The following is an 18119-nucleotide window of genomic DNA, read 5'->3' as shown; positions in this document are numbered from 1 at the left end:
TTCAGGGCGCGCGCAGCAGCCGTGAGGAGTTGGCGAGGATGCCGAGGGTGTGGGTGACGTGGATCAGCCCCCCCATCGCCGGGCTGAGGATGCCGGCGGCGCCGAGCGCGATGCCGGCGATGTCGGTGCCGACGGCGAGATAGTAGTTCTGGTCGGCGACACGCAGGGTCTGGCGACTGAGTGCGCGCAGCTCGGCGAGGTTGCCCATGGCGCTGTCGGCCAGGGCGATATCGGCGACCTCGATGGCTACCTCCGAGCCGCCGCTGCCCATGGCGATGCCGATGTCGGCCTCGGCCAGCGCCAGGGCGTCGTTGACCCCGTCGCCGACCATCACCACCGGGCCGTGCTCGGCGCGCAGCGCCCGCACCACCTCGGCCTTGTCCTCGGGCAGGCGTCCGCCATAGCAGCTGTCGAGCTCCAGTTCGTCGGCCAAGGCTGCGGCCACCTGAGGTTCGTCGCCGGAGATCAGCGCGATATGGCCGACGCCGTCGGCGCGCAGTCGCGCCAGGGTCTCGTGGACTTCGGGGCGGAGCTGATGGCGGATGCCGATCACCCCCAGCGCCTTACCGTCGAGGGCGACGTGCACGGCGGTCAGGCCGGACTCGATCAATCGCTGAGCCGCGTCCTTGTAGCGGCGTAGCGAGACCTTGCCGGTGGCCATCATCCGCGCGTTGCCGACCAACACGCGATGCTCGCCGATGTGCGCCTCCAGCCCGTGGCCGAGCAGGTGTTCGCTGATGCCGTGGGTCTCGGGTTCGATACCGAGGGTCTGGGCGTGGCGCACGATGGCATGGGCGAGTGCGTGCGGGTTGTGGTGCTCGGCCGAGGCCGCCCAATAGAGCAGGGTGTCCTCGTCCTCGCCGATCACGACGGCCACCTCCGGGGTCTCGGTGGTGAGGGTGCCGGTCTTGTCGAAGCAGACGCAGGGCGCGGTACCGACGCGTTCGAGATGGATCCCTCCCTTGATCAACATCTGTCGCCGGGTGGCGCTGTGCAGCGCCGCGCTCACCGCGGTGGCGGCGGCGAGCACGGTCGAACAGGGACAGGACATCACCAGCATCACGGTGAAGGCGCGCTCGACGCTACGGGTGAGCACCAGGGTGGCGAGGGTCGACAGGGTGCCGAGTCGCAACAGCCGCGCGGCCAGTTCGTCGGCGCGCTGTTGGACTGGTGCCTTCTGGTCGAGCGAGGCGTCGACCAGTGCGGCCATCCGGGCCAGATAGGTCGCCTCGCCGACGCGTTCGGCGCGGATGCGGATGGCGCCGCGTTCGACATAGCTGCCGGCGAAGACCTCGGCGCCGATCTGTCTGAACACCGGCTCCGAGCGGCCGCTGATGCTTGCCTCGTTGAGCTCGGCCTCGCCGTGCTCGATGACCCCGTCGATCGGGATCTTCTCGCCGGTGCGCACCACCACCCGGTCGCCCTCGCGCAGCTCGGCGACCGCGACCTGCAGCTCCTGACCCTCGACCCACACCCAGGCGTCCTTGACCGAGAGCGCGAGCATTCGGCGGATCGCGCGGCGCGATCGGTTGGCGACGAAACCCTCGAGCAGCTCGCCGCCGCGCAGCACCAGGATGATCTCGAAGGCGGTGAGTGCCTCGCCCATGAGGATGCCGAGCACCAACGAGAAGGCGAGGAACTGATGGAGGGTGAAGCGGCGCTCGACGAAGGTCTCGTGCCAGGCATCGCGCAGCAGCGGGATGGCCCCGGCCAGGGCGATCAGCCCGGTGGGGCTGAGCGGGTTCTGGGCGACCGGGCGCTTGAGCAGGTGCTCGCGGATCAGCACGTAGCCGAGATAGCCGGCGAGCAGCACCAGCGAGAGGATGCGTCCCAGCGTCGGCGTCTGGTCTTGCGCGCTGCGTTGACAGCTGCGACAGCGCCCGTCGGCAAGCTCACAGGTCAGACGGCTGGGGTCGATCGGGCGGGCGATGATCGCCTCGAGTTCGGCGCGGATCCCGGCCGCATCGAGTTGGGTGTGGCGATAGCACACCACCAGGGAGGCGCAGCCGGGGTTGCAGACAGCCTGCTCGATACCGTTGACCGCCCCGAGTTCATGCTCGATCCAGTCCGCGAGTGGACGGTTGCGGACCAGTGCGGGGACGCGTAGACGCAGGCGTCCCGGGATCTGGTGGCGGATCTGGATCATCGACAACGACTCCCGCACCGGCCTTGGTGCACTGCTGAGTAATGGCGTGAATGAGAATGGTTGCGCTTATCGATCAATGATGCATTGCGATCGCGCAAGCCATCCATTCGCGATTCTCAGACAGCGCCCAACGCGGGACGGATCTGCTCGATCCAGTGCGCCAGCCGGGCCTCGGTCAGTTCCGGCTGGTTGTCCTCGTCGAGGACCAGGCCGCAGAAGCGACCGTCGCCGAGATCGGCCTTGGACGCCTCGTAGTCGTAGCCGGTGGTCGGCCAGTAGCCGATCAGGCGCGCGCCGCGTGCCTGGAGTTCGGCATGAAACATCCCCAGGGCGTCGACGAAGACGTCCGGGTAACCCATCTGGTCGCCGAGGCCGAAGAGTGCCACTGGACGGTCGCCGAACTCGACTGCGTCGAGTTGGTCGAGGAAGCGCTCGAGCGCGTAGGGGGCATCACCGTAGCCGACCGTAGGGGTGCCGAAGATCAGGGCGTGGTGGGCATTGACCACGGTGGCGTCGGTCTCGTCGAGCGGGTGGAGTGCCAAGGTCTCGGGGGAGAAGTGATGGCGCTGGATGCGCTCGGCGATGATCTCGGTGGTGCCGGTGTCGGTGGCGAAGAAGAGTCCGATCTGCTGCATTGCAGGATCTCCGTACGAGGTGGGTGGGGTGCTCCCCGAGGCGGGTGCGGAGTGGGGACGGTCAGAGTCCCAGCACCCAGGTCACCAGGGTCTCGATGTCGGCATCACTGACGTGGGCGTTGGGTGGCATCGGCATGTCGCCCCAGACGCCCACGCCGCCCTGCTTGACCTTGGCGACGAGCTTGACCTTGGCATCGGGTTGGTCGCGGTACTTGGCGGCGACCTCGCGGTAGGCCGGGCCGATGATCTTGTTGTCGACCTGATGACAGACCATGCAACCGCTCTGTTGGGCCAGCTCCGGGCTGGCGTTGACGAGCGGGGTGATGAGGAGCAGGGCGAGCACGAGGCCGTGACGAAGTGATGGGGGCTGACTACTCATGGTGCGGTCCTTCGGGAGACGTCGATGGAGATGGACCCGGCAGGCCGTCCTGGCCGCGGAGGTCTCGGACAGGTCGGTGCCGGGCCCTGTTGCTCGATGACCGAGGATAGGCAGATCCGGTTATTTATGCAAATGCTAATCGATATCATTTGATGGTCTGCCGGGTCGGGCGAGCACGCCGTGGGTTCAGCGCAGCGCGAAGTCGATCGGGACCTGAACCTTGAGGCGATCGCGGGCGATCTCGGCAGGTGGACGAGGCATCGGACTGGCGCGCTTGAGCAGTGCGCTGACCTCGGCGTCGAGCAACGGATGTCCGGAGCTGGCGACGATGCGGTGCGAGATCAGCCGTCCTCCACGATCGATGGTGAAGGCGACCTCGACCCGACCCTGTTGGCGTAACCGGCGCGCCTGGCGTGGATAGCGCTTGTGACGGTCGAGCCAGTGGGCGAGCTTGCCGTAATAGTTGGCCTGCGCCGCGCCCGAGCCGCCACCACCACCGCCACCGCCGCCGCCCTTGCCACTGCCGCTGGCGCTGCCCTGACCGGAGCCGGTGCCGCCGGGGGCGCGATTGATCGCTTGGTCGTCGCGCACGGCCTCGGTGCGTGGCCGGGGCGGTGCGGTGTGGGGCTTGGGTTGTGGCTTGGGCTCGACCGGCTTGGGCTTGGGCTTGGGCTTGGGCTTGGGCTTCGGTTTGGGTTTGGGTTTGGGTGGCTCGAGTTCGCGCACCGGTACCAGCTCGGGCTGGGCGAGCGGAGTCAACGGGGGCGGTGCTGGTGCAGCGGCCAGCGGTGCGGCGGCGGCCGGTTCGCCGAGCGGGCCGGGGGCCGCGCCAAGGGCGATCGCGTAGGGGGTTGCGGTCACGGCAACGGGGGGACTCGGCCGGGTCAGCGCCATCAGCAAGGAGCCGTGCAGGAGTAGCGCTAGCGCCAGCGCGATCATCCAGTGTCGGGAGCGGATGTCCATCAGCGCGCCTGGGTCGCCAGTAAGGTGATGTGTTCGATGCCCAGCTCACGTAGCAGCGTCAGTGTCTCCTGGAGCTGTCCGGCGCTGAGCCGGGCGTCGGCCTTGATCCGTAGTGTTCCGGTGGGGACGGCCTCACGCCAGGCGGCGAGGCGCCGTTGCAACTGCGGCGGCGACAGTGCGTTGCCGTCGAGTGCGAGTCTGCCGTCGGTGGCGATCAACAGGGTGCGTTGCTCGGGCTGGGGGGGCTGTGCCTCGGGGGCCTCGCTGGAGCGTGGTGGCTCGATCTCGATCGGGTCGCTGGGGGCGATGTGGCCGGCGAGCATGAAGAAGATCAGCATCAGGAAGATGACGTTGATCAGCGGGATCAACTGGTCGTCACTGCTCGGGCGCGGCTGGGGGCGGGTGAATCTCATTGCAGTCGGACCTCCGGGGCGCCGGCGCTGACCAGGTGGTCGATGGTGGAGACGATGGTCTGCAGCTCGACCTCGGGGGCGGACTGGATCACCACTACCAGTTCGGGGTCGCGCTCGAGCGCGCGCTCGACGCGCTGTTCGAGCTGCGCCGGGGTGAGCGACTCCCCGCTGAGGTCGATCCGGGCATCGGCGTGCAGACGCAGCAACATCGCCGCACGGGCCTCGCCCGATACCGCCGCGCCGACCTTGGCGCCGCGCGCGTCGAGCGCGAGCGCGCGCCATTGATCGAAGTGCGAGGCGAGCATGAAGAACAGCAGCAGGATGAATACCACGTCGATCAGTGGGGTCAATGAGATCGGGTGGCGCCGGCCCCGGCGAGCGACATCAAGACGCATAGCCGACCTGGGCGGTGACCAGTGCCGGGGGCGCGCTAGGGGCCGCGGGCTCGTCGGGGGTGCGGGCCGTGGCCTGCTCGGGGATCACCGCCTCGTCTGCGGTGCCGGTGAGATCGCGGGTGAACACCCGGGTGACCGCGTCCTCCATGCGGTGGCCGCAGCGCTCGACGCGGCGTTCCAGCCAGCTGTGCGCGAGCACGACCGGGATCGCCAGGCTGAGACCGGCGGCGGTGGTCAACAACGCCTGCCAGATCCCACCGGAAAGGATCGCGGGATCGACCTGACTGCCGGCCTGCTCGAGCTGTCGGAAGGCCTCGATCATACCGAGTACGGTGCCGAGCAGACCGAGCAGCGGGCTGAGTGCGGCGATGATCTCGAGCGCGCGCAGATGGCTGCGCAGCTGTTCGAGCTGGAGGGTGGCGACACGGGCGATTTCCTCGCGCAGCAGCGCCAGGTCGAGATTGGGGTGGCGCAGCCCGACCAGCGCTAGGTGGACCACTCGCGAGACCGGTTGGGGACGCTCCTCGAGTCGGCGCAGCGCGCCATGGATGTCACGCTGGTGCCACAGCAGCAGTGCCTCGTCGATCGGGGCGTGGCCGTCGATGTGTAGTCGTGCGAACTGCCACAGCTTGACCAGCACGATGGCGGCGGCCACCACCGAGAGCAGGGCGAGGAGCGCGAGTACCGGGCCGCCGACATCGGTGAAGATGCTCAGCCGTTCCTGCAGTCCTCCGAGCAGGGTCTCCCAGGGGGTGGCGATGGTGGCCGTACTGGCGGCAGGGTCGGTTGCGAGCGTGGGGTCGAGCACGCCCGTGGGATCGGCCGCAGGTGTCGCCTCGAGCAGGGGGGCGGCGCTGCCCGCCGGCTCCAGCGGCGCCGCCGTGCCGGGTTCCAAGGGGATGGGCGTCCCTGTGGTGGGGGTCGGTTGCTCGGTGGCTGGGGTGGCGGGTGAGGTCATGGTATCCAGTTCCTGCGCGCGAGGCGCTCACTTGATCAGTTGCGTGGAGAGGCGCGAGCGGGGCGCGATGCGTTGCAGACAGTCGCTGCGCGCGCCGGTGTCGTCGGCGCAGACGGTGACGTCGTTGATGAGCAGGCGCCCGAGCTGATCGCAGCGGGTGTCGGCGACTTCGAACAGCTTGACGCTGGTCTTGCCGGCGGTGAGTGGCGCGGCCTCGAGGGCGAGGCGCTGTTGGATCAGGCCCTGATCGTCGAACAGCACCAACTCCAGCTGCAGGCTGGTGAAGTCGGTGGCGGTGCGGTTGCCGAAGACCAGGTAGGTCACGCAGGCGTCGGCGCGCTGTTCGAGCTTGTTGAGCTCAACCTCCAAGGCGCCCTCGGGTGGCGTGGTCGCCTGGGTCGGGGCGCAGAATAGGGTGGCAACGAGCGCGATCGCGCTCGGGATCCGGGGGCTCTGGGTCATGATATGGACTCGGGGGCTGGCATTCCTTGCGATCAAGATTCGTTCTCATTATCACTATAAACCAGGCCTCGGGCAGGGGCAACGCATCGTCAGGCGCCTGCCGGGTGCGCCAGGGGAGGGTGAGGTGGTGTGGATGCCGGGCGCGCCGATGGCGGGATGGCTGAGGAGGGGGGTGGGGCGTGGGGCCGCAGGTCCGGTCCTGTCGGAGCGGCGTCGGGCCCACGCCCCCGTCGTCCCGAGGCCGGCGGGTTGTGTGTTCAGCCTCGGGGTTGCGTGGTCGCGGTCTTGGGGGGCGGTGCTTGTCCGTCGTGCCTAGCGGTGACGGAGCGGGGTCAGCGGGCGGAGGTCCTTCGGCCCGTCCACCACCAGTAGAGTGCGGCGAGTAGGCCGATCCAGGCCGCCGCGAGCCAGCCGATGGTGCCGTCGTAGTGACCGGCGAGGAAGGCCAGGGGGGCGTTCGGGTCGCCATCGGTGAGCTGGCGGGTCACCTGGATCACGGGTACCCAGCCGGCGTGTAGACCGATGCACCAGCCGATGTGGCCGCTGCGCTCGCGCACCAGGGCGAGGAACACCCCAACCATGAACAGCGCGACCATGGAGTCGAGGTGCTGCCATTGGAAGAGGTCGATGAAGACATGGCTGAACATGTACCACAGCCCGGCGGCATCGAGCGCCATCCCTGGCGGCAGTTCGCCTGGCTTCATGAAGTGCAGCACCGCGTAGAGCCCGGCGCTCCACAGCACTGCCGACCGCACCCCGTTGTCGCGCCGGATGGCCGAGTAGAGTGCGCCGCGGAAGAAGGCCTCCTCCAGCAGCCCGATCAGCATCCCGCCGATCAGCGCCTGCAGTGCACGTGAGGCGAGCGCCGCCCAACCCGGCGGGGTGGGGTCGGGGACACGGATGCCGAGCGCGAGCAGCGTCAGTGCCAGCGCCAGCAGGATGGCGACGCCGATGACCCAGCCCTGCCAGACGGTACGGCGGAACTGCGTCGCCGGGTAGGCGAAGCCGAGCGCGGTGCGGGTATTCAGCCGCAACGCGAGTAGCAGCGGCCACAGTCCGAGCAGGATGAACACCTGCGCCAGTCGGCCCATCACCCGCTGTGCCTCGTAGTCGATCCAGCCGGTCTGCATCAGCGGGCCGGTGAGCAGCGCGGCGAGGGCGAGACAGATGAAGAGATAGAGGAAGAACAGCGAGGTGGCGCGCATGTTAGGCTTCGATGGCTGAGACGTCGGGCCATTGTCGGCAAAACCCGACGACTCCGCAAAGTCGTGCCGACCACCGAACGGATCCAACAGATGACCCCAGATCGACCCGCCTCCCCCGAACTCGTCTTGGTCGCTGCAGTGGCCGACAACGACGTGATCGGTCGCGACAACGCGCTGCCCTGGCACCTGCCCGCGGATCTTGCCCACTTCAAGGCGCTCACCCTCGACCGTCCCATCGTCATGGGACGGCGCACCTGGGAGTCACTGCCCGGGCTGTTGCCGCGCCGTCGTCATCTGGTACTCACACACGACCGGCACTATCGCGCCGAGGGCGCCGAGCTGGTGGATTCGCTCGATGCGGCGATCATTGCCGCCGGGGCGGTCGAGCAGCTGATGATCGTCGGCGGTGCCCGGGTCTATGCCGAAGCCTTGGCGCGCGCCGGTCGTATCCAGCTCACCCGGGTGCATGCCGAGGTCGCCGGCGATGCCCGTTTCCCGGCGCTCGATCCCGCGCAGTGGCGTGAGGTGGCGCGCCACGAGCACCCGGCCGATGCGCGCAACCGCTATGCGCTGAGCTTCATCGAACTCGAGCGGGTGTCCGGCTAGGCGTCCGTCCCCGGGCGCAGGTAGCCACGACAGTCGAGTTGGATCGGCGCTGAGGGGCCTGTTGCGTCAAGCCGCACTGCGGTCAGCGCGCCACCCCACAGACAGCCGCTGTCGAGTGCCCAGGTGTTGTCGCCGGCGCGATAGCCGAGCGTCGACCAGTGACCAAAGAGGATACGGCTGGCGGCGCTGCGCCGTCCCGGTACCTGGAACCAGGGCAACAGCCCCGGCGACTGGGCGCCGAGTGCGCCCTTTTCCTTGAGCGCCAGGGTGCCGTCGGTGCTGCAGTAGCGCAGCCGGGTGAAGGCGTTGGTGATGAAGCGCCAGCGCTCGACGCCGCGCAGCCCGGGCTGCCAGCGCGCCGGCTGGTTGCCGTACATGGCGTGGAGGAAGTCGCGGTATCCGGGGCCGCGTAGCACCGCTTCGAGTTCGGCGGCGTGGGTCGCCGCTTCGGTCAGGTCCCACTGTGGCGGCAACCCGGCATGGACCATGGCGTAGCCGAGCCCGGTGTCGTGATGGAGCAGCGGGCGGTGGCGCAGCCAGTCGAGCAGTTCGTCGCGATCCGGTGCGGCGAGCACTGCATCGAGCGTACTCTTGCCGGCGTGTTTGTGGTTGCCGGCAGCGAGCGCGAGCAGGTGCAGGTCGTGGTTGCCGAGCACGGTCACCGCGCTGGTGCCGAGCCCGCGCACGAAGCGCAGCACCGCCAGTGAGTCCGGGCCGCGGTTGACCAGGTCTCCGGCGAACCACAGGTGGTCGCGCGCCGGATCGAACGCCAGGCGCTCGAGCAGCGACATCAGCTCGGCGTGGCAGCCCTGGACGTCACCGATGGCGTAGGTCGGCATCGTCAGTGCAGGGTGGTGATCGAGGCCAGCGAGAAGGCCGGGATCGGCGCCTCGAAGCGGGTGCCGGCCGCGTCGATCATGCCGTAACTGCCGTGCATGCAACCGAGTGGGGTGGGGAGCACGGTGCCGCTGGTGTATTCATAGCGCTCGCCGGGTTCGAGCCGCGGTTGCTCACCGACCACGCCTTGGCCTCGGACCTCCTGGGCATTGCCGTCGGCATCGGTGATGACCCAGTGGCGGTCGAGCAGCTGCGCCGCCTCGTCGCCCTGGTTCTCGATCACGATGGTATAGGCGAACACATAGTGCCCCTCATCGGGCGACGAGCGCTCGGGTAGATAGCGGCTGTTGGCTGAAATTTTGATCGCGGGGTGGGGCACTGGGATCTCCCTAGCAGACAAGCCCGGGCCGAGTACGTGATAATACCGGTGCGGGCGCATGGAGCAATCCGGCTTGATTTGGGTTGCCGATTACCATTCCAATAATTTCATGATCTTCTAAACTTTTACTTACAGTTTACTGGAAATGATTCCCGGTATGTCCCTCAAACCCAAACGCCGCCGCCGGAAGCCCGATCTGTTCTCGATCCTCCTGGTCACCGTCACGGTCGGGATGTCCGTGACGCTCGCATACCAGGTCAACCTCTATCACGGTTCGGGTGAGCTGCCGCTCGCCAAGCAGACGCCGCCAGCCAATAGCGTCGGCGGCTGACCGGGGCCTCTCGAGGGACGCCCCGGTGAGCCGGCCATCCGACCCCTTCCAGCCAGGTCTCGTTCGATGTCCCCTTCCTCCCAGTCCGCAAAGCTTCGTGTCGCCGTCATCGGCGTCGGTTATCTGGGGCGCTTCCACGCCCTGATCTATTCCCGCCACCCCGATGTCGAGCTGGTTGGTGTGGTCGATACCGATCCGGCGCGCGCGCGCGCCATCGCCGAGGAGGCCGGCTGCGCCGTGTTCGCCGATGCCGCGGCGCTGATCGCCCACGGGGTCGACGCGGTCAGCGTGGTGGTGCCGACTACCGCCCACCTCGAGGCCGCCGCGCCCTTCCTCTCCCGCGGCATCCATGTGCTGTTGGAGAAACCGATTGCCACCACCGCCGAGCAGGGGCGCGAGCTGGTGCGCCTGGCCGACGACAACGGCGCGACCCTGCAGATCGGTCATGTCGAGCGCTTCAACGCCGGGGTGATGGCGCTCGCCCAGCGCATCGAGGCGCCGCGCTATATCGAGGCGCAGCGCATGGGCGGGTTCGTCGAGCGCGCCACCGATGTCGACGTGGTCTCCGACCTGATGATCCACGACATCGACATCATCCTCGCGCTGATCGGTGCCGAGATCAGTCACATCTCGGCGGTCGGTACCTCGGTGCTCACCGAGCACGTCGACATCGCCAACGCCCGTCTCGAGTTCACCAACGGCGCGGTGGCCAACGTCGTCGCCAGCCGCGTCTCGGAGCGCACCACGCGTCGCATCCGGGTGTTCCAGCCGCGCCGCTATCTCGCCCTCGACTTCATCGCCCAGACCATCGACATCGCCGCGCCGCACCAGGTCGAGGGCGAGCCGCGCCCGCGCATCGAGCGCGAACGGGTGCAGGTTGAGGCGGTCAAGCCGCTCGACTGCGAGATTGCCGCCTTCGTCGCGACCGTGCGTGGTGGCGCGGCACCGTTGGTCGACGGGCGCACCGGGCTCAAGGCGCTCGAGGTCGCACTCGAGGTGCGTGCCCACATCGGCGCCTGAGGCGCCTCTCCCGGCGCCTCGAATCAGCTGCCGCGTACCAACGCGCAGTCGCCAGCGGGGCGGCCGGGTTGCATGATCGGCGGTTGACGGGGGCGATCCCTTCACCGGCCCCGGTGATCTCGATCGCCGGGGGCTCCGGCCTGGTTGCGTGGGGCAGCTCAGTCGGGGTTGGCGTGTGCCTGTTCGGCCATGCGTTGGGCCAGCGCCAGTGCCTGTTCGAGGCTACCGAGGTCGGCGCGGTCGGTCCCGGCGAGTTCGAGCGCGGTGCCGTGGTCGACCGAGGTGCGGATGATCGGCAGCCCCAGGGTGACGTTGACCGCACGGCCGAAGCCCTGGTGCTTGAGCACCGGTAACCCCTGGTCGTGATACATCGCCAGCACCGCGTCGCTGGTGGCCAGTCGTCCGGGAACGAAGGCGGTGTCAGCCGGTAGCGGCCCGATCAACTCCATCCCCGAGTCGCGCAGGCGCGCCAACGCCGGCTCGATGACCTCGATCTCCTCGCGTCCCAGATAACCGCCCTCGCCGGCGTGCGGGTTGAGTCCGCACACCAGGATGCGCGGGCGGGTGATGCCGAAGCGCTCGCGTAGGTCGCGCCCGAGCAGCTCCAGGGTCAGCTCGACGCGCTCGCGGGTGATCGCCGCCGGGACCGCGGCGAGCGGCAGGTGGGTGGTGACCAGCGCGACGCGTAGCTCGTCGGTGGCGAGCATCATCACCGGGTGGGCACGGCAGCGCTCGGCGAGGAACTCGGTGTGTCCGGTGAAGGGGAGTCCGGCGTCGTTGATCACGCCCTTGTGCACCGGACCTGTGACCAGGGCGTCGAAACCGCCGTCGCGACAGCCGTCGCAGGCCCAGGCCAGGGTCTCGAGGACATAATCGGCGTTGGCCGGGTCGAGCTGGCCGGGGATGACCGGCGCGCGCAGCGTCACCGGCAGCACGCGGATGGTGCCGGGCTGGTTGGGGCTGGGTGGCTGGTCGGGGTCGAAGGGCAGGGTCTCGAGTTCGAGACCGAGGGCACGGGCGCGGGCGCGCAGCAGGTGGGGATCGGCGACCGCCACCAGCTCGGCGTGCTGCGGGGCCTGGGCGAGTCGGGCCACCAGGTCGGGGCCGATGCCTGCGGGTTCGCCGGGGGTGATCGCCAGTCGTCGCGGTGCTTGCATGCTGTCTTTGGGGCCTTTTCTTGCTGAGTGGGCCACCCGGGATGGCGGCTTTCTTCATGCAGTGTACCCCGATCCAGCGGCTATCGGGATGGGGGGTGGGCGCACCGCCTGAGGCGGTTGGGAGATGACGGCGAGATGACGGTTCAATCGCTTTTCAGGGCATTATCTGCTATAACCGGCGCGGTTTTACACCCCCCAACGACCGATGGACTGAGGAGTTCAGATGTCAGCTAATGCGTTGATTCCTTTATTGTTCGGGGCGGGTGGCCTATGGGTTGCCTACTCCATCTACAAGCTGGTCCTGCAGTACCCCGAGGGCGAAGACAAGATCAAGAAGATTGCCGATGAGATCCATCTCGGCGCCATGGTCTTCATGCGTCGCGAGCTGGTCATGCTCGCCGTCTTCTGTGCCGTGGTATTGGTGCTGCTCTATTTCTTCCTCGGCTGGAAGACCGCGCTGGCCTTCATGATCGGCGCCGGTGCCTCGGCTGCCGCTGGCTATCTGGGTATGTTCTCGGCCACCAAGTCGAATGTGCGTACCACTGCCGCGGCCCACAAGGATGGTGCAGCCTCTGCATTGACCGTGGCCTTCTTCGGTGGTTCCGTGATGGGACTGCTGGTCGCCTCGCTCGGTCTGCTCGGTCTGGGCCTTCTCTATCTGCTCTTCGGTGGTGATCCGGAGAGCTCGCACGCCATCCACGGCTTCGGTGTCGGTGCCTCCTCGGTGGCGCTCTTCTATCGTGTCGGTGGCGGCATCTTCACCAAGAGCGCCGACGTCGGCGCCGATCTGGTCGGCAAGGTCGAAGCCGGTATCCCCGAGGACGATCCCCGCAACCCCGGCGTGATTGCTGATAACGTCGGTGACAACGTCGGCGATGTGGCCGGCATGGGCTCGGACATCTTCGAGTCGTACTGCGGCGCGCAGATCGCCACCATCGCCATCGCCGCGACCCTGACCGCGGCTTCGCTCGACGCGCTGGGCAGCCAGTCCTCGCTGATGTTCCTGCCGCTGGCGTTGGCCTCGGTCGGTCTGCTGTGCTCGATCGCCGGTATCTTCCTGGTCAAGCAGGTCTCGGCGAAGCAGCCGGCCACCGCGCTGCGCATCGGCACCACCGCCTCGAGTCTGCTGTTCATGGCCGCCTCCTTCCTGTTGGTGATGATGATGGATGTCTCCAACGGCATCTGGTGGTCGGTACTCGCCGGCGCCGCCGGAGGCATGGTGATCGGTCTGGTTACCGAGTACTACACCTCGTCCAAGCCGGTGCGGCGTATCGCCGAGTCGGGTGAGACCGGTACCGCCACGGTGATGATCTCGGGTCTGGCCGTGGGTATGCAGTCGGTGGTCATCCCGGTGCTGACCATCGCGCTGATCATCTTCGTCTCCAGCCATCTCGCCGGTCTCTACGGCGTCGGTATCGCCGCCGTGGGCATGCTCGCCACCGTCGGTATCACCATGGCGATCGACGCCTATGGTCCGGTCGCCGACAACGCCGGTGGTATCGCCGAGATGGGTGGTCTGGGCGCCGAGACCCGGGGTATCACCGACTCGCTCGACGAGCTGGGCAACACCACCGCGGCCATCGGCAAGGGCTTCGCCATCGGTGCTGCGGCACTCGCGGCGCTGACCATCATCGCCGCCTACATCGCCACGCTGCACCACCACCTGCCCGACTTCGAGCTCAGCCTCGGTGATCCCACGGTGCTGATGGGCATGCTGATCGGCGGTGCAGTGCCCTTCCTGATCGCCTCGATCACCATGACCGCCGTGGGTGACGCGGCCTTCGAGATGATCAACGAGATCCGTCGCCAGTTCCGCGAGATCCCCGGCCTGCTCCAGGGCGAGGCCAAGCCCGATACCGCGCGCTGTGTCGACATCGCCACCACCGCGGCGCTGAAGAAGATGATCATCCCCGGGGTGATCGCCGTGGCCGCGCCGGCACTGGTCGGTTTCGGTATCGGTCCCGAGGCGCTCGGTGGCATGCTCGGCGGTGCCCTGCTCAGCGGCGTGCTGCTGGCGCTGACCATGGCCAACTCCGGTGGTGCCTGGGACAACGCCAAGAAGTACGTCGAGAAGGGCAACCTCGGCGGTAAGGGCTCGGCCGTGCACGCGGCCACCGTGGTCGGTGACACCGTCGGCGACCCCTTCAAGGACACCTCGGGTCCGTCGATGAACATCCTCATCAACGTGATGGCGATCGTCAGTCTGACCATCGCGCCGCTGCTCGGCTGAGGAGATAACCGCGGGGCCGCGTGCCCCGCCGGCGGCAGGGAGGCCGCATCGCATCGATCAACGCCCCGCGCTGCGGGGCGTTGGCGTTTCTGCGGGCGATCTGAATCATCGAATATTTTCTATGGGTTCCATAGTAATTATCACTTTGAATCAATAAGTATTGAGGTTTCTCATACCAGGGATGCAACCAGTTGGTATGAGGCATGCAAATACTCAACGAGATTCGTTTCGACAACCTGCGCGGTGATCTCTTCGGCGGGGTCACCGCCGCGATCATCGCCCTGCCGATGGCGCTCGCCTTCGGTGTCGCCACTGGTGCCGGCCCTGCCGCCGGGCTCTATGGCGCGGTGTTGGTCGGTCTGTTCGCGGCCCTGTTCGGCGCCACCCCCACCCTGATCTCCGAGCCCACCGGCCCGATGACGGTGGTGATGACCGCGGTCATCGCCAACCTGATCGCCCTCGATCCCGAGCAGGGCATGGCGATGGCCTTCACCGTGGTGATGCTTGCCGGGGTGTTCCAGATCCTCTTCGGCCTGCTGCGGTTGGGTAAGTACGTCACCCTGATGCCCTATACCGTGGTCTCCGGGTTCATGACCGGGATCGGCCTGATCCTGATCGTGCTGCAGATCGGGCCCTTTCTCGGTCAGGCGGCCCCGGGCGGTGGCGTGCTCGGTACCCTCGGCGAGCTGCCGGCGCTGATCGCCGGGATCGAGCCGGCCGAGACCCTGCTCGCGCTCGGTACCTTGGCGCTGATCCTGTTCTTCCCCAAGCGCTGGCGCCGGGTGCTGCCGCCGCAGTTGCTGGCCCTGGTGCTCGGCACCCTGGCCTCGCTGTGGTTGCTCGGTGACAGCGAGATCCGCCGCATCGGTGAGATCCCCAGCGGACTGCCGGAGCTGCAGTTGCCGGTGTTCAGTGCTGAGCAGTGGCAGCGGATGCTCACCGACGCCCTGGTACTCGCCGCGCTCGGCAGCATCGACGCCCTGCTCACCTCGGTGATCGCCGAGAGCATGACCCGCAAGCCGTGCAGCGCCGACAAGGAGCTGGTCGGGCAGGGGCTCGGCAACCTCGCCTCCGGGCTGTGCGGCGGTATCCCCGGTGCCGGCGCCACCATGGGCACCGTGGTCAACATCCAGACCGGGGCGCGCAGCGCGCTCTCGGGGATCGCCCGTGCGCTGATCTTGCTGGTGGTGGTGCTCTGGGCCGGTGGGCTGACCGCACAGATCCCGCTCGCGGTGCTTGCCGGGATCGCGATGAAGGTCGGGCTCGATATCGTCGACTGGTCCTTCCTCGGTCGCGCCCATCGGGTCTCGTTCAAGGCCGCCGCGATCATGTACGCGGTGATCGGACTGACGGTGTTCGTCGATCTGGTGACTGCGGTGGCGCTGGGGATGTTCGTTGCCAACCTGCTCACCATCGATCGGCTCAGTCGCTTGCAGAGCCGCGCGGTGCAGACGATCCAGCACCCCGATGATCCCGCTGGCACGATCCGTCTCAGCGACGACGAGCAAGCGCTGCTCGAGCGCGGCGGTGGACGGGTACTGTTGTTCACCCTCGGCGGCCCGCTGATCTTCGGTCTGGCCAAGGCGATCTCGCGCCAGCACGCGGTGCTTGAGGATCATGACGTGTTGATCCTCGATGTCGCCGAGGTGCCGTTGCTCGGGGTGTCCTCGTCGCTGGCGTTGGAGCGGTTGGTGCTCGAGGACCTCGAACAGGGGCGGGCGGTGATCCTCTCCGGGGCACGTGGCGAGGTGCGCGAGCGCTTCGATCAGCTCGGGGTGAGCCAGCGCCTGCCTGCTGCACACCTGGTGGCCGATCGTACCCAGGCGCTGGCGCTCGCCGAGCGTCTACTCGGCGCCGACGGCGCGGCATGAGACGGCAGGGGCATTGGCCATCGACAGCAATCGATGGTCGGTGCCCCTGATTCAAATTACCGAGTCTTTTGGTTGGGTACCATCTTGGGGGCAAGCGGCCCGTCCCGGACCGCGCCAAGCGAGGTCCTGCCATGTCGCTCCCATCCGCCGCCACACCCCCCGACCACCGCTCCGCCGAGATCCGCATGCTCGCGGGGCTCGGTGCCTGCCTGCACCCCGCCTGCGTGATCCGGATCGAGTACGCCAGCGCCCCCGATCCACGTCGTCCCTGCTGGTCGCCCTGGGGAGCGGCGCGCGTTCACGACGGTGACCTCGAGGCCCTGTTCGGGGCGATCGATGCCTGTCGCGCCCGCCATCCCGATCAGCAGATCCGACTCCGGGTCGACGACCTGCGCTGGCACAGCGCGCTCGCCCTGGTGGTCTATCGCCCGCGCCCCCGCATCCCCGCCTGACTCCACCGCGCCCGCCCGCTCCGGACCGCTCGTCGGTCCGTGCCCAACGGTCTTGCTGGGCGTTGGCTGAGGGCGCTGCCGCGCGCGCCTATCGGCGCTATTCAATGCCCGGTATCGTCGATGAATTCATCGACTTAGGTCTATCGATAGCATTCTGTATATCGATTGGTATTGGTTGCTCTATCTATCTATCGTGGCGCCCGAACGCGGCCGAATTCATTGAATGGAGTAAATCATGAGCACCAAGACCTACGACGCGGGCGTCAAGGATTACGCGCTCACCTATTGGACCCCGGACTATGTCCCGCTCGACTCCGATCTACTGGCCTGTTTCAAGGTGACGGCGCAGGCCAATGTCCCGCGCGAGGAGGCCGCTGCTGCGGTCGCCGCCGAGTCCTCGACTGGTACCTGGACGACGGTGTGGTCGGACCTGCTCACCGATCTCGACTATTACAAGGGCCGCGCCTATCGCATCGAGGACGTCCCTGGCGACAACGAGAGCTTCTACGCCTTCGTCGCCTACCCCATCGACCTGTTCGAGGAGGGCTCGATCGTCAACGTGCTCACCTCGCTGGTCGGCAACGTCTTCGGCTTCAAGGCGGTGCGCCATCTGCGTCTCGAGGACATCCGCTTCCCACTGCACTACGTCAAGACCTGTGGCGGTCCGCCCAACGGCATCCAGGTCGAGCGCGATCGCATGGACAAGTACGGTCGCCCCTTCCTCGGCGCTACCGTCAAGCCCAAGCTCGGACTCTCGGCGAAGAATTACGGCCGTGCCGTCTATGAGATGCTGCGCGGCGGGCTCGACTTCACCAAGGACGACGAGAACGTCAACTCCCAGCCCTTCATGCGCTGGCAGAATCGCTTCGAGTTCGTCATGGAGGCGGTGCGCAAGGCCCAGGAGGAGACCGGCGAGCGCAAGGGGCACTATCTCAATGTTACCGCGCCGACCTGCGAGGAGATGTTTAAGCGCGCCGAGTTCGCCAAGGAGCTGGGTGCACCGATCATCATGCACGACTTCCTCACCGGCGGTTTCACCGCCAACACCAGCCTCGCCAACTGGTGTCGCGACAACGGCATGCTGCTGCACATCCACCGCGCCATGCACGCGGTGATCGACCGTCATCCCAAGCACGGTATCCACTTCCGCGTGCTCGCCAAGTGCCTGCGTCTCTCCGGTGGCGACCACCTTCACACCGGCACCGTGGTCGGCAAGCTCGAGGGCGACCGGCGCTCGACGCTCGGCTTCGTCGATGCCATCCGCGAGTCCTTCGTCCCCGAGGATCGCTCGCGCGGGCTGTTCTTCGATCAGGACTGGGGCGGCATGCCTGGGCTGCTGGCGGTGGCTTCGGGCGGGATCCACGTCTGGCACATCCCGGCGTTGGTTGCGATCTTCGGTGACGACGCGGTGTTCCAGTTCGGTGGCGGTACCCAAGGCCATCCCTGGGGCAACGCCGCCGGTGCGGCGGCCAACCGGGTGGCCACCGAGGCCTGCATCAAGGCGCGCAACGAGGGCGTCGAGGTCGAGCAGCACGCCCGCGAGATCCTCACCGAGGCGGCCCGACACAGCCCCGAGCTGGCTGCGGCGATGGAGACCTGGAAGGAGATCAAGTTCGAGTTCGACACCGTCGACAAGCTCGACGCGGCCTGAACCCGCTAGCCCAACCGACAACGCGGAGT

Annotated in this window: 19 protein-coding genes; 7 read left to right on the top strand and 12 right to left on the bottom strand. The window is 67.6% G+C overall.

Features of this window, described 5'->3' with window-relative positions; translation table 11 throughout:
• Nucleotide 1: 1 nt before the first annotated feature.
• The 9 genes from HF203_RS06130 to HF203_RS06090 all read right to left on the bottom strand — a co-directional run bounded on the left by HF203_RS06130 (nt 2) and on the right by HF203_RS06090 (nt 7556).
• Nucleotides 2-2146, bottom strand: coding sequence for a heavy metal translocating P-type ATPase (locus tag HF203_RS06130; protein WP_168667698.1), 2145 nt, complete (start codon nt 2144-2146; stop codon nt 2-4).
• A 116-nt stretch (nt 2147-2262) separates the two neighbouring features.
• The gene (locus HF203_RS06125) at nt 2263-2781 is read right to left on the bottom strand and encodes a flavodoxin (protein WP_168667696.1); all 519 of its coding nucleotides are present in this window, start codon (nt 2779-2781) and stop codon (nt 2263-2265) included.
• A gap of 61 nt (nt 2782-2842) precedes the next feature.
• Nucleotides 2843-3160 carry a c-type cytochrome gene (locus HF203_RS06120; protein ID WP_168667695.1) on the bottom strand — a complete coding sequence of 106 codons (318 nt, stop codon included), beginning with the start codon at nt 3158-3160 and terminating at the stop codon, nt 2843-2845.
• Nucleotides 3161-3346: 186 nt separating this feature from the next.
• Nucleotides 3347-4123, bottom strand: coding sequence for an energy transducer TonB (locus HF203_RS06115; protein WP_168667694.1), 777 nt, complete (start codon nt 4121-4123; stop codon nt 3347-3349).
• A complete protein-coding gene (locus HF203_RS06110; RefSeq protein WP_168667693.1) occupies nt 4123-4536 on the bottom strand; it encodes an ExbD/TolR family protein in 414 nt (137 codons plus the stop codon). The genes HF203_RS06115 and HF203_RS06110 overlap by 1 nt, the downstream gene beginning before the upstream one ends.
• On the bottom strand, nt 4533-4886 hold the full coding sequence (locus HF203_RS06105) for an ExbD/TolR family protein (RefSeq protein ID WP_246221670.1): 354 nt from the start codon (nt 4884-4886) through the stop codon (nt 4533-4535). Before HF203_RS06105 ends, HF203_RS06110 begins: the two co-directional genes overlap by 4 nt.
• Before the next feature lie 34 nt (nt 4887-4920).
• On the bottom strand, nt 4921-5670 hold the full coding sequence (locus HF203_RS06100; protein WP_425483203.1) for a MotA/TolQ/ExbB proton channel family protein: 750 nt from the start codon (nt 5668-5670) through the stop codon (nt 4921-4923).
• A gap of 246 nt (nt 5671-5916) precedes the next feature.
• On the bottom strand, nt 5917-6351 hold the full coding sequence (locus HF203_RS06095) for a Tat pathway signal sequence domain protein (RefSeq protein WP_168667690.1): 435 nt from the start codon (nt 6349-6351) through the stop codon (nt 5917-5919).
• Between the two features lie 332 nt (nt 6352-6683).
• Entirely contained in the window at nt 6684-7556 is an 873-nt protein-coding gene (locus HF203_RS06090) for a CPBP family intramembrane glutamic endopeptidase (protein WP_168667689.1), read from the bottom strand.
• A 90-nt stretch (nt 7557-7646) separates the two neighbouring features.
• Between HF203_RS06090 and HF203_RS06085 the strand changes: the two genes are divergently transcribed.
• Nucleotides 7647-8162 (top strand): dihydrofolate reductase, encoded by a 516-nt coding sequence (locus HF203_RS06085; RefSeq protein WP_168667688.1) that lies wholly within the window; start codon nt 7647-7649, stop codon nt 8160-8162.
• On the opposite strand, the gene HF203_RS06080 is transcribed toward HF203_RS06085, so the two are convergent.
• Both HF203_RS06080 and apaG read right to left on the bottom strand, forming a co-directional pair.
• Complete coding sequence (locus tag HF203_RS06080; protein WP_168667686.1) at nt 8159-9001, bottom strand: symmetrical bis(5'-nucleosyl)-tetraphosphatase; 843 nt, start codon at nt 8999-9001, stop codon at nt 8159-8161. The genes HF203_RS06085 and HF203_RS06080 overlap by 4 nt on opposite strands.
• A 2-nt stretch (nt 9002-9003) precedes the next feature.
• Nucleotides 9004-9378, bottom strand: a complete 375-nt coding sequence (gene apaG, locus HF203_RS06075) for a Co2+/Mg2+ efflux protein ApaG (protein ID WP_168667684.1) — start codon at nt 9376-9378, stop codon at nt 9004-9006.
• 157 nt (nt 9379-9535) lie between these two features.
• Here apaG and HF203_RS06070 point away from each other — a divergent pair, with 157 nt between their 5' ends.
• Nucleotides 9536-9709 carry a hypothetical protein gene (locus HF203_RS06070; RefSeq protein ID WP_246221668.1) on the top strand — a complete coding sequence of 58 codons (174 nt, stop codon included), beginning with the start codon at nt 9536-9538 and terminating at the stop codon, nt 9707-9709.
• 66 nt (nt 9710-9775) lie between these two features.
• The gene (locus HF203_RS06065) at nt 9776-10729 is read left to right on the top strand and encodes a Gfo/Idh/MocA family protein (protein ID WP_168667680.1); all 954 of its coding nucleotides are present in this window, start codon (nt 9776-9778) and stop codon (nt 10727-10729) included.
• A gap of 158 nt (nt 10730-10887) precedes the next feature.
• Here the strand turns inward: HF203_RS06065 and pdxA are convergent, their stop codons facing one another.
• On the bottom strand, nt 10888-11886 hold the full coding sequence (gene pdxA / locus HF203_RS06060; protein WP_168667678.1) for a 4-hydroxythreonine-4-phosphate dehydrogenase PdxA: 999 nt from the start codon (nt 11884-11886) through the stop codon (nt 10888-10890).
• Nucleotides 11887-12109: 223 nt separating this feature from the next.
• Between pdxA and HF203_RS06055 the strand changes: the two genes are divergently transcribed.
• From HF203_RS06055 to HF203_RS06040, 4 genes are all read left to right on the top strand, one after another.
• Nucleotides 12110-14116: a sodium-translocating pyrophosphatase gene (locus tag HF203_RS06055; RefSeq protein WP_168667676.1), complete on the top strand. Its 2007-nt coding sequence runs from the start codon at nt 12110-12112 to the stop codon at nt 14114-14116.
• Between the two features lie 203 nt (nt 14117-14319).
• On the top strand, nt 14320-15987 hold the full coding sequence (locus HF203_RS06050) for a SulP family inorganic anion transporter (RefSeq protein ID WP_168667674.1): 1668 nt from the start codon (nt 14320-14322) through the stop codon (nt 15985-15987).
• Between the two features lie 131 nt (nt 15988-16118).
• A complete protein-coding gene (locus HF203_RS06045; protein ID WP_168667672.1) occupies nt 16119-16439 on the top strand; it encodes a RuBisCO small subunit-like domain-containing protein in 321 nt (106 codons plus the stop codon).
• 235 nt (nt 16440-16674) lie between these two features.
• The gene (locus HF203_RS06040; RefSeq protein WP_168667670.1) at nt 16675-18090 is read left to right on the top strand and encodes a form I ribulose bisphosphate carboxylase large subunit; all 1416 of its coding nucleotides are present in this window, start codon (nt 16675-16677) and stop codon (nt 18088-18090) included.
• Nucleotides 18091-18119: the final 29 nt, after the last annotated feature.

This window comes from Marichromatium bheemlicum (assembly GCF_012276755.1).
Lineage (GTDB): Bacteria > Pseudomonadota > Gammaproteobacteria > Chromatiales > Chromatiaceae > Marichromatium > Marichromatium bheemlicum.
Note: the sequence above shows the minus strand (reverse complement) of the source record. Positions and strands in the feature narration are given on the sequence as shown.

What these genes read in the sequence shown, in the direction of transcription:
- HF203_RS06130 (WP_168667698.1), bottom strand. Translation starts at nt 2,146, where the DNA reads ATGATCCAGATCCGCCACCAGATCCCGGGACGCCTGCGTCTACGCGTC.
- HF203_RS06125 (WP_168667696.1), bottom strand. Translation starts at nt 2,781, where the DNA reads ATGCAGCAGATCGGACTCTTCTTCGCCACCGACACCGGCACCACCGAG.
- HF203_RS06120 (WP_168667695.1), bottom strand. Translation starts at nt 3,160, where the DNA reads ATGAGTAGTCAGCCCCCATCACTTCGTCACGGCCTCGTGCTCGCCCTG.
- HF203_RS06115 (WP_168667694.1), bottom strand. Translation starts at nt 4,123, where the DNA reads ATGGACATCCGCTCCCGACACTGGATGATCGCGCTGGCGCTAGCGCTA.
- HF203_RS06110 (WP_168667693.1), bottom strand. Translation starts at nt 4,536, where the DNA reads ATGAGATTCACCCGCCCCCAGCCGCGCCCGAGCAGTGACGACCAGTTG.
- HF203_RS06095 (WP_168667690.1), bottom strand. Translation starts at nt 6,351, where the DNA reads ATGACCCAGAGCCCCCGGATCCCGAGCGCGATCGCGCTCGTTGCCACC.
- HF203_RS06090 (WP_168667689.1), bottom strand. Translation starts at nt 7,556, where the DNA reads ATGCGCGCCACCTCGCTGTTCTTCCTCTATCTCTTCATCTGTCTCGCC.
- HF203_RS06085 (WP_168667688.1), top strand. Translation starts at nt 7,647, where the DNA reads ATGACCCCAGATCGACCCGCCTCCCCCGAACTCGTCTTGGTCGCTGCA.
- HF203_RS06080 (WP_168667686.1), bottom strand. Translation starts at nt 9,001, where the DNA reads ATGCCGACCTACGCCATCGGTGACGTCCAGGGCTGCCACGCCGAGCTG.
- HF203_RS06070 (WP_246221668.1), top strand. Translation starts at nt 9,536, where the DNA reads ATGTCCCTCAAACCCAAACGCCGCCGCCGGAAGCCCGATCTGTTCTCG.
- HF203_RS06065 (WP_168667680.1), top strand. Translation starts at nt 9,776, where the DNA reads ATGTCCCCTTCCTCCCAGTCCGCAAAGCTTCGTGTCGCCGTCATCGGC.
- pdxA (WP_168667678.1), bottom strand. Translation starts at nt 11,886, where the DNA reads ATGCAAGCACCGCGACGACTGGCGATCACCCCCGGCGAACCCGCAGGC.
- HF203_RS06055 (WP_168667676.1), top strand. Translation starts at nt 12,110, where the DNA reads ATGTCAGCTAATGCGTTGATTCCTTTATTGTTCGGGGCGGGTGGCCTA.
- HF203_RS06050 (WP_168667674.1), top strand. Translation starts at nt 14,320, where the DNA reads ATGCAAATACTCAACGAGATTCGTTTCGACAACCTGCGCGGTGATCTC.
- HF203_RS06045 (WP_168667672.1), top strand. Translation starts at nt 16,119, where the DNA reads ATGTCGCTCCCATCCGCCGCCACACCCCCCGACCACCGCTCCGCCGAG.
- HF203_RS06040 (WP_168667670.1), top strand. Translation starts at nt 16,675, where the DNA reads ATGAGCACCAAGACCTACGACGCGGGCGTCAAGGATTACGCGCTCACC.